Below are 13730 nucleotides of genomic sequence, written 5' to 3'. Positions count from 1 at the left end.
CCGGCGGTGGATGACGAGCATAGGGTCGGCGGCATGGCGACCCTGAGCGAGCTTCTGAGCACGATTGTCGAGCAGCAGACGCAGATATCCCACGGCGAGCCCTATCGAGACTTCGGCCTGAAAGGGAATCCCGCCGCTTCCGCGCACGCCATCGCTCTGGCCGAGCAGCGCCTGGCGCGGCCCCTGCCGCCGAGCTACCGAGCATTCCTTCGCCGGCACGACGGCTGGCCGCGTTTCTACGATGGCGCCACGCTGCTCGGCACCGCGAACCTCGGGCGTCGCATGTACGAGGACATCGCGCGCGCCACCTTCGAAGCCGCCGAAACTCCGGAGCCGGATCTCGGGCCGCCGTCGCGCTTCAAGCCGCGCGTGTTGATTCCCTTCGGCATCGATCTTCAGGGCACCACGCTGTTCGTCTTCAACCCCGCGGTGACGGACGGCGACGGTGAGTACGAAGTGATCGCGTGGATCAACGAGATCGGCGTGCGGCGAAGCTCCTTCGCGAGCTTCCTGGCGATGATCTCCGAGCTGTGCGAGGCGGAGCTCGACGTCCACGCCCATGGCCCAATGCGCCTGCCCCAGTGACGCCGCTCTGCTGCGCAGGGGTTTTCGCACTTTGACGTTCGTGAGCCGAAAAGCGCCGTTCATCCGCGGATCGACGTGAGCCGGACGTTCAGGGCGTGCGCGGGGTTCCGCGCCGCCCCGACAAAAACGAGAGCGGACCCTCGAACTAAAGTGAAGCGGAAGCGACGCGCTTGGCGTGAGCGCACTTGACGCTGTGCAGCATCCTTGGTTTCATTGGCGTAGTCAGGCTCAGCGCTCCGGTGACGGTCACCAAGCGCGGGCTGTTCGGACCCGCGAGAAGAGGCTCGCATGGCCAACATGGAAGAGTCCGACGAAACCGGGACGACGGTGGAGCGGCGCGTCATCAAGCGCTACTCGAATCGGAAGCTCTACGACACCAAAGACAGTCGCTACGTCACGCTGCTGCAGATCGCCGACATGGTGCGCGCAGGGGAAGACGTACAGATCATCGACAACGCGACGAAAGAGGACAAGACCGACGTCACCCTCGCGTTGATCATCTCGGAGGAGCTGAAGGCGCGGCCCCGCGGCATACCGTTGAGCACGCTCAAGGCGCTGATCCGACATCGTGGAGAGAAGCTCTTGAGCTCGCTCCGCGAAGGCCCCATCGGACGGCTGATGCCGAGGGAGGCAGAGGGCGAGGGAGAGGACGAAGAAATCGTCATTCCGCCACCGCTGGAGGAAGAGTTGACTCAAGGCAAAGACGCGCCGCAGAAGGGCCTTCGTGCCACGTTGGAGCAGTGGCAGCACACGATTGACGAGCGTATCCGCACGGTATTGCCCAACTTTTCCGTGTTTCGCGATTTGCAGGCCGAGGTCAAGCGCCTCTCGGAGCGCGTCGGCGAGCTGGAAAAGCGCCTGGAACAGCAGGGACAAACCAAGGAATAGATTCCATATTTGCCGGGTTGCCCCTGCGAAACCGGATGGCCCGCTCTCAAAAGAAGACAACGCCCCCGCCCTCGGAGTTCGAGCGCGAGGCCCTTGGTCACCTGAGCTCCCTGCTCGCGGTGGCGACACGCCTCACGCGCAACGGCGCCGAGGCGGAGGATCTGGTCCAAGACACGCTGGTCAAAGCCCTGCGCGCCAAGAACCAGTTCGAAGCCGGCACCAACATGCGTGCCTGGCTGCTGCGCATCCTGACCAACACGTTCATCAATCGCTATCGGCGTGGCGGTCTCGAGCGCTCGGTGTTCGACGGCCCGGACGCGGACCCCTTGGCGGACGGCTGGATCAGCACGTCCACCATGTCGGCCCTGCGGGACCCGGAGTCCATGGCTCTCCGGCCCATGCTGGAGAAAGAAATCCAAACGGCCCTCGACGAGCTGCCGGAAGAGTTCCGACTCGCGGTAGTGTTGGCGGACGTTGAAGAGCTTTCCTACCGAGAGATCGCCGACGTGATGGGTTGCCCCATCGGCACCGTCATGTCCCGCCTGCACCGCGGGCGGCGTCTGCTCAAGTCGCGACTGTACGAGCACGCGCGAGCAATGGGCATCGTCGGTCCGGAGCCGCTGGTCGGTAGCGAGGAGCCGGTGGATCTGGCGAGCTACCGCGCCAAGAAGGCGAGGACGGGATGAGCGCCTGTCGTCGCATCATGCCGCTGCTCGAAGCCTTTGGTGATGGCGAGCTGTCGGCGGACAAGGCCGTGGAGGTGGAGCAGCACCTCACCGAGTGTGAGGCGTGCTGCGAGCGGATCCGGTTGGACCACGCGATTCGCACCAGCGTTCGCCGGGTGGTCACGGATGCCGCGGCGCCCAGCGCCGGCTTCGAGGCACGTGTCGCGCGCGCGCTGGCGGCGGAGCGCGGCAAAGAGAACACGGCGGAAGACGAAGACGCCGCCGGGTGGAGCTCTCGCCCGCTGTCCTGGCGCGCGATCATGCCGCTGGCAGCAGCTGCAGGCTTCGCGCTGTTCTTCGCGGCCTCCCGCACCAAGGATTCCGTGGGGCAGCGGCCGAACTTCGGCAGCAATGCCGCCACGGTCAACAGCGCCGGCGCCGTCACCGCCAGTGTGGATCAACTGATCGACGAGTTCGTCAGCCACCACGCGATGTCGAACCGCCCGGAGGTCACGGAGCCTTCGTTGGTGCAAAAGCTGGAGCCGGAAGTCGGCGTGCCCGTACGGCTGCCGAGCTTGTCGCAGTACGGTGCCCGGTGGGAGGGCGCCAGCGTGGTTCCCGTCACCTCCACGCACCAGCGCGCTGCGTCTCTACGCTACGAGGTGGATGGCCACCGCGTCACGCTGTACGTGTACAACTCGCAGCGCTTCCCGCTGCGCGTCACGCTGGAGCCTCGCGTCGTGCGCAACATGCCGGTGTACGTGGGCACCCGCCGCGGCTACTCCATCGCGGCCGTGGAAAAGCGTGGCGTGGGTTACGCCGTGGCCACGGACCTGAACGAGAGCGAGAGCGGCGAGCTGGTCGTCGCCTCACTTCACTGAGGCTTCGCCCAGCTTGCGCGGATCCGCGGCGGCCGCTCTCCGAGCGCCGTCGAGCGACACGATCTGAACCGCGCTCGAGGTGAACGGCATGGGCGCGACGATCTCGCCGCGCCAGCGCAGATCCTTCTCGAGGGCCTCGGATGCGCCCTTCTCGAGCAGCAGCGTGGCGCGGCTGTTCGGAACGTAGAAGCGCGGAGCGGCCACCGCCTGCGCCGGCGTGAGCCCGAACGCCAAGCTGGTGAGCACCAGCTGCGTCACGTTGGTGGCGATGGTGGTTCCGCCGGAGCCGCCCAGAGCGAGGACGGCCTTTCCGTCGCGCACCACGACCGTGGGCGTCATGCTGCTCACGGGCTTGGCGCCGGGACGCGGCCGATTCGGGCTCTGGGCAAGGCCAAAGGGTGCCACGTCGGCCTGAGCGGTGAAGTCGTCGAGCTGGTCGTTCAGGACCACGCCCACGGACTTCGCCGACAGCTTCGCGCCGAAGGTGCGGTTCACGGTGGTGGTGAGCGACACGACATTGCCCGCGCCGTCTGCAGTGACCAGGTGGTGCGTGCCGTGCTCGTCCAGATCGAAGCGGGGCAGCGTGTGGGTGCGATCGACGGCGATGCGCGCCTTGCGCTTCGCCATCCGCGCGGGGGAGATCAACGCGCCGACGTCCGCCGGCTGCTTCGCGGGGTCCCCGAGGAACCGCATGCGATCGGAGATCGCGCCGCGCATGGCCTCGGCCAGCACGTGTTGGTACGCGCCGCTCTGGCGCCCGAGGCGAACCAGCTCCGCCTTGGAGAACAGCCGTAGCGTCTCGGCGAGCATCAGACCGCCCGCCGACGGCGGCGGCATGGTGTAGACGTCGTAGCCTTCCCACTCCACGTGGATGGGCGTGCGCTCCACCGGCTTGTAGGCCGCGAGATCTCGAGTGGTGAGCGCGCCGCCCGCGGACTTGGCCGTTTGGGCGAGCTCGGCGGCGATACTGCCCTGGTACAGCGCTTTGGGGCCTTCCGCCGCGATGCGCTGAAGAGTGGCGCCAAGCGCCGGGCGGCGCACCAGCTGGCCCACCGCCGCGGGTTTGCCTCCGGGATAGAACACGGAAGCGATACCGGGATCGATGACGAGCCGCTTCTTGTTCGCGATCAGCGAGCCGCCGAGAAAGCGCCCGACGGGAAACCCTTGGGTGGCGTGACGAATGGCCGGAGCGACCAAGTCTTTCCAGGGCGCCTTGCCGAAGCGCTCGTGAAGCATCCAGAGCCCCGCCACCTCGCCGGGCACGCCCACGTACTTGCCACGTTCCGCGTCGGAAAAGGGGCGGTGCTCGAAGGCGGACACGTCCACCGCGGCGGGGGCCACCTCGCGAAAGTCGATCACGGTCGCGCGCTTCTTCCCCGCGAGCCACACCATGGCGAAGCCGCCACCACCGATGCCGCTGGAGGTCGGACTGGCGACGCCGCCGACCAGCACGGCAGCGATGGCGGCGTCCACGGCGTTGCCCCCCGCCTGCATGACGGAAATCGCCGCGCGAGTGGCGAGCGTGTTTTCCGTGGCCGCTGCGCGCTGACCGGCCTGCTGTGCCTGAGCCCGCGGCACGGCGAAAAGCAGCACCGCCACCACGAACAACATGCCCATTGACGTTCTGGTGTTCGGTCCCATGGCTCTTCCCTGATACGATCCGCTCCCTCACTTGAAAAGGGGACGACCGCCGTGCGCTTCCTGTTCGTGATGGATCCAGCCGAAAAGATGCTCCCGGACAAGGACACGAGCTTTGCGCTCATCCGGGGGTCGGAGAGCCGCGGACACGTCGCGTTCCACGCCGAGCACGTGCACGTGTTCAACCGCGGGCGCGAGGTGTTCGCCAGGGCGCGGCCCATTCGCGTTTCGGAGGCGGCGCCCCACGTCACCCTCGGCGATTGGGAGACGCTGGACCTGTCCGAGATCGACGCGGTCTTCATCCGCAAGGATCCGCCCTTCGATCCGGCCTACGCGCACCTCACGCAGCAGCTCGATCTGGTGAAGGATCGCACTCTGGTGCTGAACGACCCGCGAGGCCTGCGGGACGCGAACGAGAAGCTCTTTGCGTTTCATTTCAGCGAGCACATGCCGAAGTCCCTGGTCACGGCGGAGCCCGCCCGCATTCTGGATTTCGTCAGCGAGGTGGGCGGCAAGGCGGTGCTCAAGCCGCTGGACGGCGCCGGCGGCAGCGGCGTGGTGGCTCTGGCAACGGACGACAAGAACACCCGCGCGCTCATCGATCTGCTGACCAAAGAAGGGCGCGAGCTGGCGCTGGTGCAACAATACGTCCCGGACGTGCGCACCGGGGACAAGCGCGTGCTGATGCTGGATGGCGAGCCCCTCGGCGCCATTCTGCGCGTGCCTCGAGAAGACGACATCCGCGCGAACATCCACGTGGGCGGCACCGTGGTGGCCACGGAGCTGAGCGCCGAGGAAAGCGCTTTGGTGAAGGACGTGGGCAAAAAGCTTCGGGAGTACGGCCTGTGGTTCGTGGGCCTCGACCTCATCGGTGGTCGGCTGATCGAGGTGAACGTGACGAGCCCGACCGGCATTCAGGAGCTCGGTCGCTTCCAGCGCAAGCATCCGGAAGAGGACGTCATCGCCTGGGTGGAGAAGCGCGCACTTCAGTAAGCGCGAAACTTGTCCCGATCGCACCCATAGGGCGAGCGTGTGCGCATGTCCCGACCCTGTGAAGTGTGCGCATCGCTGTCCCAAGACCAGCGCAAGACTCGGCGCCTGCTCGTGGGGGAGCGCATCGTGTCTCTGTGCGACGAGCACGCCGAGAGCGTGCGGAATGCCGATCCAGGCAACCTGGAGGAGCTGCGTGAGTTGTTTCCGGAGCCCGATGGGCGCCGCTCGCTGCTCGGCCGTCGCTCCCCCTTGGACCGTCGGATCTTCCCGCCACGGCCCGAAGGGCGACGGCGCAGCGAAGGCCGGCGGCACGACGACGCTTCTTGAGTAGAGTGTTCGGGCTTCATGGCCCGTAGCGTCCGCACCATAGACATCGCCATCTTCCTGGGCAGCGCAGCGTTGCTCGTGGCCGTGTTGGTGCTTCGCAGCCGCGAGCCGACGCCCGCGACTTTGCCGGCGCAGCCTCGCCTGACGCCGCTGGGCGCGATCCCCAACGGGCCGACGTTCCTGGCGACGGTGGATCTGGCCCGGGTTCGTCAGAGTCCGCTGGGCGCCACCCTGACGGAGAGTGGTCGAGTGTTGCCGGGGGTCGGGCGTCTGTCGGACGTGTGCGGCTTCGATCCCACGTCGGAGCTCGACGAGCTGGCCTTCGCCATTCCCAAGCGCGATTCGACGGATTTTGGCCTGGTGGGCACCGGGCACTTTGCCGCCAAGCAAATGGCGGAGTGCGCCAGCGCCATCGTGGCCAAACGTCATGGCAAGCCCGGCCTCACGCAGGTCGGCTCGTTCGTCACCGTGCGAGACCTGAACGGCAGCGCCGGGGAGATCGCCGTGCGTGACGGCGGTCCGGTGATGCTGGGCGACGGTCACTACCTGCGCGACATGATCGACACCGCCGAGGGGCGCCTCGACAACGTGTCCCGGGACAAGACTCACGAAAGCCTGCGCGCTTCCGTAGGCGATGGCGCACTGGTCGCCAGTTGGGTGGTGCCGCCAGGGTGGCTCGAGCGCGTCACCGACAGCAACCTGGTGCGCCTCTCGCCGCTGTCGTCCCTGCGCGCGGCGGCGCTGCGGGTGAACGTGGCCCCCAAGGTGAGCGCGCTCGCGGTGCTCGGCTGCAGCTCCGAAGCCGCGTGCGCGGACCTCGCCGGCGTGCTCGATTCGCTGCGCAAGGACCTGGCCCCGTTGATTCGCCGCGAGCTCGGGGACGACCCCTTCGCAGCCGCCAAGATCAGCGTCGCCGGGCGCGTGGTGCGCGTGGAAATGGAGCTCGCGCCGACTCGTGCCGCCGCCATCTTGCTGCGACTGATGCAGCGCTAACGCGCGACTTCGCGGACCACCCGGCGCACCGTCGTGGTGTCGAAGGGCTTGTCCAGCCGAGGCCGCCCCGAGCTCGCCAAGAATCGCGCGACGTCTCGGCGCGCCGCCCCGGCGCTCATGAACACGAAGCGCGCGGCCTGCTCCGGACGCGCCTGAGCGATCGCTTGATACAGCTTGGTTCCGTCGAGATCCGGCATCATGACGTCGCAGAACACCACGTCGAACTCTTCCCCCGCGAGGAGTCGATCCCGCGCGTCGATGGCGCTGGTGGAGCAGGTGACGGAGTGCACGTCTTCCAGCGCGATCCGGAGCGCGCTGCCGATGCCCGGGTCGTCGTCCACCACCAGCACTCGGGCCCGCGCCTCCGCCTGTGCCGCCGCGGGAGCGCGCGCCGATACCGGTGCGCTTGGCAGGACCTCGCCCACCGGCAGCAGCACGCGGAAGGTGGTGCCCGCATGAGCGTCGCTCTCGGCGACGATCTCTCCACCGAGGGAGGTGACCACCGCGCGGCAAAAAGGCAAGCCCACGGCGGAGCGTTCGTCGTCGCGCACGTAGAAGGGATCGAACACCCGCGCCAGCGTGGCGGAGTCCATCGCACGCCCGGTGACGGTCAAGGACACCATGACGCGAGCGTCGTACGACCGCTTCACCTCGAGTCGGACCTCGCTGCGCTCCTCCTCCGGCAAGGATTGAGCAGCGTGCACGAGGAGGTGCAAGAACACCTGCTCCAGATGGGCCTCGCTCACGTCCACCGGGGGCACTTCTTCGTACGCCGTCACCAGACGCCCACGGTGACGGATCTCGTGCCCCACCATCTCCACGGCGGCGTCGAGCACTCGCCGCACGTCCACGGCGCTGCGAGTCCGCTCATCCACCCGCGAAAAGGCCCGCATTCGACGCACCACTCCGGCGATGCGCTCGGCGCCTTGGTAGGCCTCCCGCAAACGCGCGACGACGTCCTCCACTTCCGCGGGGTCCGTAGTGAGAGCAGGCAGCCGACGCGCCACGTGGTCCAAGTCCAACAGCACGTAGGTCAGCGGATTGTTGATGGCGTGGGCCATTCCTCCCGCGAGCAGCCCGAGCGCGGCGAGCCGGTCCGCCTGTAGCAACCTGAGCTCGATGCGCTTTCGCTCGGAGACGTCCCGGGCGAAGGACAGCACGGCGTGACGCCCCTCGTATTCGATCGGAATGGAGCTCACCTCCACCACGACGATGCTGCCGTCCCGGCGTCGGACTCGGTACTCCTGCGGTGGCAACCGACGCCGCTCGAGAACCGTGGCCTGCCGCCGCTGTTCGATGATCGGTACGTCGTCGGGATGCAGGAAGCGGCGAGGGTCCGCGTCGACCAACTCGCTGGCGTCGTCGTAGCCGAACAGCGCGACGGTCGCAGGGTTGACGTAGAGCACGCGGTAGTCGTCCAGGATCCACACCGCCTCCGGTGCCGCCTCGATTACTCGGCGGAAGCGGGCCTCGGACTCTTCGATGGCCGCGATCGCTTCCTTGCGCCGAGTGACGTCGATGAAGAAGGCGACGGCGAGCCGCTCCTGCCCGTGCTTTACCAAGGACACCGCGACCTCCACGGCGATGCGCCGGCCGTCGGCGGTCAGCATCGCCGTTTCGAAGTGCAGCGGCGTGGCTTCTCCCCGCGCCCCCTGCTCCACCATGGCGCGAATCCGTGGCAGCTCGTCGGGCGCGGTCAGCGCCAAGGCGTCTTTTCCGATCAGGTCGCGGGCGGGCATCCCCGCCAGTCGCGCGTACTCCGCGCTGACGTAAACGATGCGTGGGTCGCGCGTTCCGGCCGTGGTGACGACGACGCCGATCTTGGCGTCCGACGCAGCTTGGACGATCGCCTCGGCGACGGCGTCGAATAGAGGTTGATCTGGGGTGCCGAAAGTCGCGCGCATCGGACTCGAGGGCCAACCACCAGGGAAAGCGTGTCGGCCTCGCGAGTCAAGCCTACATGGCTCCGCCGTACGCCACGGTGACGTAGTCCGCGGGCTCGGGGATGGGAGCATCCTTGCTGTCGCGGGAGATGACCTTGGAGTCGCCCTTGTCCACGACCTCGATCACGATTTCCAGGGCCACATTGGCCGGCTCGCGCGTGCGCATACCGATGTCCACGCCCGTGAGTCCTGCGATCACCCCTGGTATGTAGGGCTTGGAGAGCGGGTCGTTGTAGGAGCGATTGCCCACGGCGAAGGCATGGTTGACCAGCGTGACGGTCGGGTCCTCGTCGGGAGCGTTCGGATCCGGCGGAGGAGCGTTGGCGATGATGTTCATCACCGTTCCGAAATCGATGGCGAGCTCCTTCATGTCTTGGACCGTGAGGGTGCCGTGACGCCGTGACTCGCGACCGCCCTTGGTGCCCGGTAGCTCGAACAAGACGTCGATCCCCGACAGATTCGGCTGCAGCTCCCCGCGCTGGGCGTCCGTGACTTCCATGCCCGGCCAATAGCGACCGAACTCGTTCCAGGGATCCACCAACAGCTCGACGTTGTGGTCTTCCGCGTCCAAGTTGGACAGCGTCCAAGTGATCTGGATGTCGTAGTCGTCAGCCTCCACCCACGGCTTCGAGGGATAGGGGGCGACGGGCTGGCTATCCAGGTTGGCCTGCTCCGCTGCGGTGGGCGCCTTGATGGGGAAGCCGACGGGCAGCTTGACTTCGTACAGCTGCATCTGGTCGTCGTCGTAGATGGGCGCCATGTCGCTCGACATCCCGAGCTGTACTGGCTCCAGCGTGCGCGTCTCGTCTTTGCTGCCACACCCGCTGAGGGGCGCAGCCAAGAGCACACCGACAAGCAACAGACTGGGGCTCAGAGCCCCCGCGCCGGGGGCCTGTGCCCCCACAGCCTGACGTCCAATTCGCGGCAGAAGTCGCATGATTCAACCTCGCAAAAGTCCCGAGCCTTCCGACTATGCCACGGGCGTGCCAGCCGAGCCGGCTACTTCTTCTTGCTGGGCCGGAACGAGAACGTCCAGCTGGCGTTGGTGGACTTGTCCGCTGATGGGAACTTGAGGCGCATGAACTGGCGCTTGATGCAGCCCTCTACCCGCGGATTGCCGAGGGACGAGCCGCCGATGTTGGCCCCCGCCACGGAGCCACCAGGGGTGATGCTCCAGCTCACGCTGACGTTGCCCTGCATCCCCGGATCGCGCGCGGCCGCGGCTTCGTAGCAGGCGCGGAACGCTCCATAGCGGGACATCACGACGCGAGAAATCTGAGACGGCGAGAGTCCTTGTCCGGGCTTCGGCGCGTCCTTGCCCGCAACTTTTCGCTCACCGGTGCCACTGCCTTCACCAGCACCTTCGCCGCCGCCTTTGCCGCCCTTGCCGAAACCGCCGCTGCCCTTGCCACCAGGACCACCGCTACCCGAGCCGTACCCTCCGCCCTTGCCGGGGCCCCAGCCGGTATCCAGCGTTCCAGAACCGAAGGGAACACCTTCGCCGGTGCCGCCGCCGCCGGGACCACCGCCCTTGAGGCCCGTGCCGGTACCTTGACCGAGCACGATCTTGTCGGAGCGCAGTCCACCGAGAGCGTCCGCGACGGAGCTGATGGTGCCGAGGGTCTTCTTCACCTCTTCGCCAACGTCGCTCGAGAGCGCCTCCGCCATGCCGCCGAGGTTGTGCTTGATCTCGCCCTTGAGCTCCGTCTTGTCCGCGGGGCCACGACGACCGAGCTGCCCTTCGGCGCCCTTGATCTTCTTGCCCCCGCCCATGTCCTTCTTGTCCTTGGCGCCGGGGTCCTTGATGCCCTTGCCCTTATCCGAGTCCTCGTCCCCCTTCTGTGGCTCGGGCTCTTCTGGCTCTTCCTTGAGGTTGAACTGCAGGGCGAGCTCGGTCTGACTGGTGAGCTCCAGCGGCTTGGGAATGCCCCGCGGCGTGGTGATGGCCCAGATCAGCGCCAGGCCGCCGATCACCGCGACCATCGAGAACAGGAACGCGAGCAGCAGCGACCACTCGATCTTGATCCGGTCCTTGATCGCCGGCGGGTTGTGGGCGAACTGGAAGAAGACGCTGAAGGTCGGGCCGTACTGCACCAGCCCGTGGTCCCCCGCGACGATGGGAATGGGCGCGCCGGTCTTCGCCAGCTCTGCCGGATCCTCTCGCCGCCCGCGGAGGAACAGCACGCCCCCGGTGGCGCCACGCGCATCGAGCTCCCAGCCGGCCCCGACGGCGCGAATGGGCGAGTCGGTCATGGGGTTGCCGTCGGGCTTGGGCACGACGGCGTTTTCCATCTCGCCGATCTGGAACGATTGACCGCCCGCCAGGTGACGGACCGAAAGCACCGTGGTCCCCCACACGGCGGCGGCGCGAAGAACGACGGGGGCGGGGGCGGGGGCGTTTGCCATCAGAGCGCTCGATTTTGCGGGAGGAGGCGCTCGGTCATCAAGGCCTCAGTGGATCGCCGGGTTGCGACGCGTGTCGCTGAGCTCACGCATGAAAGAACGATGCCCGAGGGCACCGGCAGCGAATTCCGCACGCACACGGCGTAGAAAATAGACCACCTGCGGAGACTTGAGACGGCCTTCCACCTCGACGGGGCCGAACTTGTAGGTCTTTACCCCACCATCTCCCGTCGTCTTGGTCTCCACCACCTTGGGCCCGCCTCCACTCGATGCTCCAGCGTCGGAGCTGGTCTTGGATTTCGACTCTTCGGTGGCTTCTTCCTTGGGCTCTTCTTCGCCCTTCTTGCCGGGCTTTTTCTTGGCGGGTTTCGCCTTCTTGGGAGCCGCAGCGGCGCTCTCGCCCGTGAGGGCGGAGCCTGTGAACACCAACCCTCCGAGCAGCACGGCGGAGAGAAGCGCAGCGAGGGGCGTCCGTCGCATCGGACGATCAGGATACGAGAAGCGCGCGGAGGTGTCACGCAGCCCCTGGCTTTGTGGGGCTGCCGCCCTAGAAAAGTGTACATTCACCATGCCGGGGGGAGCCGGACGACGATGGCAGAGAACGGCCCGCAGCGGCCTTGGCAGCAGACGGCATTCGAGGTTGCCACCGAAGCGATGTTCGTCGTGGACGACGACGGCCGCATCTTGCAATCGAATCGCGCCGCGCGGCTGTTGGGGGCGGCGCCGCTTCCCGAAACTCTGCCCAAGCTGTCGTCGCTCACCGAAGAAACGTCGTTTACGATCGGCTTTCGGCGCTCGAAGGGTGACACGGTTCAGATCTCCCTCAGATGCATCCCGAACGTCGCTCCGGGGACTCACCTGTTGATCGCCAAAGAGTCGGTGGACGAACGAGTTCGCATGCTCTCCCGGGCCCTGGAGCAAACGGCAGACCTGGTCCTGATCACCAATCGCGACGGCCGCATCGTGTACGTGAACCCTGCGTGGGAGGCGGCCACCGGGTACAGCGCCGCAGAGGCCATAGGGCGTTCCCCTGGGATGGTTCAGTCCGGGCAGCACGACGACGAGTTCTACGCTCACATGTGGCAGACGATCAGCGCCGGCCACCCGTTCACGGCGGAGTTCGTGAATCGAGCCAAGGACGGAACGCTCTTTCACGAGGAGAAGATCCTGACTCCGCTCAAGGACGAGGGGGGCACCGTCACCCATTTCATCGCCACCGGTCGCCTGGTGGACGAGCGACGGCGCCTGGAAGAGCGCCTGCAACAGGTGCATCGCTTGGAATCCGTGGGCCAGCTCGCCGGCGGCGTGGCCCACGACTTCAACAACCTGCTGACGGCCATCCAGGCGAACGTCACCCTGGCCCTATCGGACATCGGCAGCGATCACGAGGTAGTGGAAGATCTGGAAGACACGCTGCGCGCCGCGAAGCGCGCCGCCAGCCTCACCCGGCAGCTCTTGGCCTTCAGCCGCCAGCAGGTGCTGGAGCCCGTCGTATTGGATTTGAACGAGGTCATCCGTGACGCTCGAAGAACGATCCTGCGCCTGTTGGGCGCCGACGTGGAGCTCACGCTGTCCCTTGCCGACGGCGTCGACTTCATCAAGGTGGACCGTGGCCAGATCGAGCAAGTGCTGGTCAATCTCGCGGTGAACGCTCGGGATGCCATGCCGGAAGGCGGCACCCTTGGGGTCGAAACGTGCAGCGTGGACATCGATGCCGAAGTGGGGCAGCGCTTGGGCACGGGCCCGGGTCGCTTCGTTCGGCTGTCCATGGTGGACGACGGCACGGGCATGCCGCCGGAGGTGCTGTCGCGGGTGTTCGAACCCTTCTTCACCACCAAGCCCCGCGGACAGGGCACGGGGCTTGGTCTCTCCACCGTCTACGGCATCGTGACCCAGAGCGGTGGCGGCGTGATCGCCGAGAGCACGCCGGGACGAGGCACGCGCTTCGACATCTACTTCCCGCGCACCGAAGAGCGCCCTCGGCGCGTGCATTCGGTCCATGCTCCGAGTCCTGGCGAGACCGCTCAGCAGACGATATTGCTGGTGGAGGACGAGCCCACGGTGCTCCGCTCGGCCCGCCGGGTGCTGCGCCGGCTTGGATTTTCGGTGCTTGAGGCGAGCGACGCGCGCTCGGCCCTGAGCTTGCTCTCGAGCACCGACAAACACGTCGACCTGTTGCTCACGGACGTGGTGCTACCTCGTATGAACGGGCGCGAGCTGGCCGAGCGCGTGCGCGCGGACCACCCGGATCTCAAGATCCTGTTCATGTCCGGCTACACGGGAGACGTACTCGCCGAACGCAGCTCACTACCGGTGAACATGCCGTTTTTGCAGAAGCCGTTCACCCCAGCCACGCTGGCCGCCAAGGTGCAGGAAGTGCTGCACACACACCTCGACGCGGACTGATCGATCTT

The 13730-nt window shown here is 66.9% G+C and carries 13 protein-coding genes; 8 read left to right on the top strand and 5 right to left on the bottom strand.

Annotation, left to right across the window (positions count from 1 at the left end):
• Positions 1 to 33: 33 nt before the first annotated feature.
• The 4 genes from H6717_39900 to H6717_39885 all read left to right on the top strand — a co-directional run bounded on the left by H6717_39900 (position 34) and on the right by H6717_39885 (position 3019).
• Positions 34 to 585 carry an SMI1/KNR4 family protein gene (locus H6717_39900; protein MCB9583265.1) on the top strand — a complete coding sequence of 184 codons (552 nt, stop codon included), beginning with the start codon at positions 34 to 36 and terminating at the stop codon, positions 583 to 585.
• Positions 586 to 882: 297 nt separating this feature from the next.
• Positions 883 to 1473, top strand: coding sequence for a polyhydroxyalkanoate synthesis regulator DNA-binding domain-containing protein (locus tag H6717_39895; GenBank protein ID MCB9583264.1), 591 nt, complete (start codon positions 883 to 885; stop codon positions 1471 to 1473).
• A gap of 35 nt (positions 1474 to 1508) precedes the next feature.
• Positions 1509 to 2159, top strand: coding sequence for a sigma-70 family RNA polymerase sigma factor (locus H6717_39890; protein MCB9583263.1), 651 nt, complete (start codon positions 1509 to 1511; stop codon positions 2157 to 2159).
• Positions 2156 to 3019 (top strand): zf-HC2 domain-containing protein, encoded by an 864-nt coding sequence (locus H6717_39885; protein MCB9583262.1) that lies wholly within the window; start codon positions 2156 to 2158, stop codon positions 3017 to 3019. Before H6717_39890 ends, H6717_39885 begins: the two co-directional genes overlap by 4 nt.
• On the opposite strand, the gene ggt is transcribed toward H6717_39885, so the two are convergent.
• Positions 3008 to 4660, bottom strand: coding sequence for a gamma-glutamyltransferase (ggt, locus tag H6717_39880; protein MCB9583261.1), 1653 nt, complete (start codon positions 4658 to 4660; stop codon positions 3008 to 3010). The genes H6717_39885 and ggt overlap by 12 nt on opposite strands.
• A 51-nt stretch (positions 4661 to 4711) precedes the next feature.
• On the opposite strand from ggt, the gene gshB reads away from it, so the two are divergent.
• From gshB to H6717_39865, 3 genes are read left to right on the top strand one after another with little or no spacing between them, the layout of a single operon-like run.
• The gene (gene gshB / locus H6717_39875; protein ID MCB9583260.1) at positions 4712 to 5650 is read left to right on the top strand and encodes a glutathione synthase; all 939 of its coding nucleotides are present in this window, start codon (positions 4712 to 4714) and stop codon (positions 5648 to 5650) included.
• 45 nt (positions 5651 to 5695) lie between these two features.
• A complete protein-coding gene (locus tag H6717_39870) occupies positions 5696 to 5977 on the top strand; it encodes a hypothetical protein (GenBank protein MCB9583259.1) in 282 nt (93 codons plus the stop codon).
• 18 nt (positions 5978 to 5995) lie between these two features.
• Positions 5996 to 6970, top strand: coding sequence for a hypothetical protein (locus H6717_39865; GenBank protein MCB9583258.1), 975 nt, complete (start codon positions 5996 to 5998; stop codon positions 6968 to 6970).
• Here the strand turns inward: H6717_39865 and H6717_39860 are convergent.
• The 4 genes from H6717_39860 to H6717_39845 form a co-directional block, all read right to left on the bottom strand.
• Positions 6967 to 8874, bottom strand: a complete 1908-nt coding sequence (locus tag H6717_39860) for a PAS domain S-box protein (protein ID MCB9583257.1) — start codon at positions 8872 to 8874, stop codon at positions 6967 to 6969. The genes H6717_39865 and H6717_39860 overlap by 4 nt on opposite strands.
• Before the next feature lie 52 nt (positions 8875 to 8926).
• A complete protein-coding gene (locus tag H6717_39855; protein ID MCB9583256.1) occupies positions 8927 to 9850 on the bottom strand; it encodes a hypothetical protein in 924 nt (307 codons plus the stop codon).
• Positions 9851 to 9912: 62 nt separating this feature from the next.
• On the bottom strand, positions 9913 to 11319 hold the full coding sequence (locus tag H6717_39850; GenBank protein MCB9583255.1) for an AgmX/PglI C-terminal domain-containing protein: 1407 nt from the start codon (positions 11317 to 11319) through the stop codon (positions 9913 to 9915).
• Positions 11320 to 11364: 45 nt separating this feature from the next.
• Positions 11365 to 11796, bottom strand: a complete 432-nt coding sequence (locus tag H6717_39845; protein ID MCB9583254.1) for a hypothetical protein — start codon at positions 11794 to 11796, stop codon at positions 11365 to 11367.
• A gap of 111 nt (positions 11797 to 11907) precedes the next feature.
• Between H6717_39845 and H6717_39840 the strand changes: the two genes are divergently transcribed.
• The gene (locus H6717_39840; protein MCB9583253.1) at positions 11908 to 13722 is read left to right on the top strand and encodes a PAS domain-containing protein; all 1815 of its coding nucleotides are present in this window, start codon (positions 11908 to 11910) and stop codon (positions 13720 to 13722) included.
• Positions 13723 to 13730: the final 8 nt, after the last annotated feature.

The organism is Polyangiaceae bacterium, from assembly GCA_020633235.1.
In the GTDB taxonomy this organism is placed as follows: Bacteria; Myxococcota_A; Polyangia; order Polyangiales; family Polyangiaceae; genus JACKEA01.
Note: the sequence above shows the minus strand (reverse complement) of the source record. Positions and strands in the feature narration are given on the sequence as shown.

What these genes read in the sequence shown, in the direction of transcription:
- H6717_39900 (MCB9583265.1), top strand. Translation starts at nt 34, where the DNA reads ATGGCGACCCTGAGCGAGCTTCTGAGCACGATTGTCGAGCAGCAGACG.
- H6717_39895 (MCB9583264.1), top strand. Translation starts at nt 883, where the DNA reads ATGGAAGAGTCCGACGAAACCGGGACGACGGTGGAGCGGCGCGTCATC.
- H6717_39890 (MCB9583263.1), top strand. Translation starts at nt 1,509, where the DNA reads ATGGCCCGCTCTCAAAAGAAGACAACGCCCCCGCCCTCGGAGTTCGAG.
- H6717_39885 (MCB9583262.1), top strand. Translation starts at nt 2,156, where the DNA reads ATGAGCGCCTGTCGTCGCATCATGCCGCTGCTCGAAGCCTTTGGTGAT.
- ggt (MCB9583261.1), bottom strand. Translation starts at nt 4,660, where the DNA reads ATGGGACCGAACACCAGAACGTCAATGGGCATGTTGTTCGTGGTGGCG.
- H6717_39870 (MCB9583259.1), top strand. Translation starts at nt 5,696, where the DNA reads ATGTCCCGACCCTGTGAAGTGTGCGCATCGCTGTCCCAAGACCAGCGC.
- H6717_39865 (MCB9583258.1), top strand. Translation starts at nt 5,996, where the DNA reads ATGGCCCGTAGCGTCCGCACCATAGACATCGCCATCTTCCTGGGCAGC.
- H6717_39860 (MCB9583257.1), bottom strand. Translation starts at nt 8,874, where the DNA reads ATGCGCGCGACTTTCGGCACCCCAGATCAACCTCTATTCGACGCCGTC.
- H6717_39855 (MCB9583256.1), bottom strand. Translation starts at nt 9,850, where the DNA reads ATGCGACTTCTGCCGCGAATTGGACGTCAGGCTGTGGGGGCACAGGCC.
- H6717_39850 (MCB9583255.1), bottom strand. Translation starts at nt 11,319, where the DNA reads ATGGCAAACGCCCCCGCCCCCGCCCCCGTCGTTCTTCGCGCCGCCGCC.
- H6717_39845 (MCB9583254.1), bottom strand. Translation starts at nt 11,796, where the DNA reads ATGCGACGGACGCCCCTCGCTGCGCTTCTCTCCGCCGTGCTGCTCGGA.
- H6717_39840 (MCB9583253.1), top strand. Translation starts at nt 11,908, where the DNA reads ATGGCAGAGAACGGCCCGCAGCGGCCTTGGCAGCAGACGGCATTCGAG.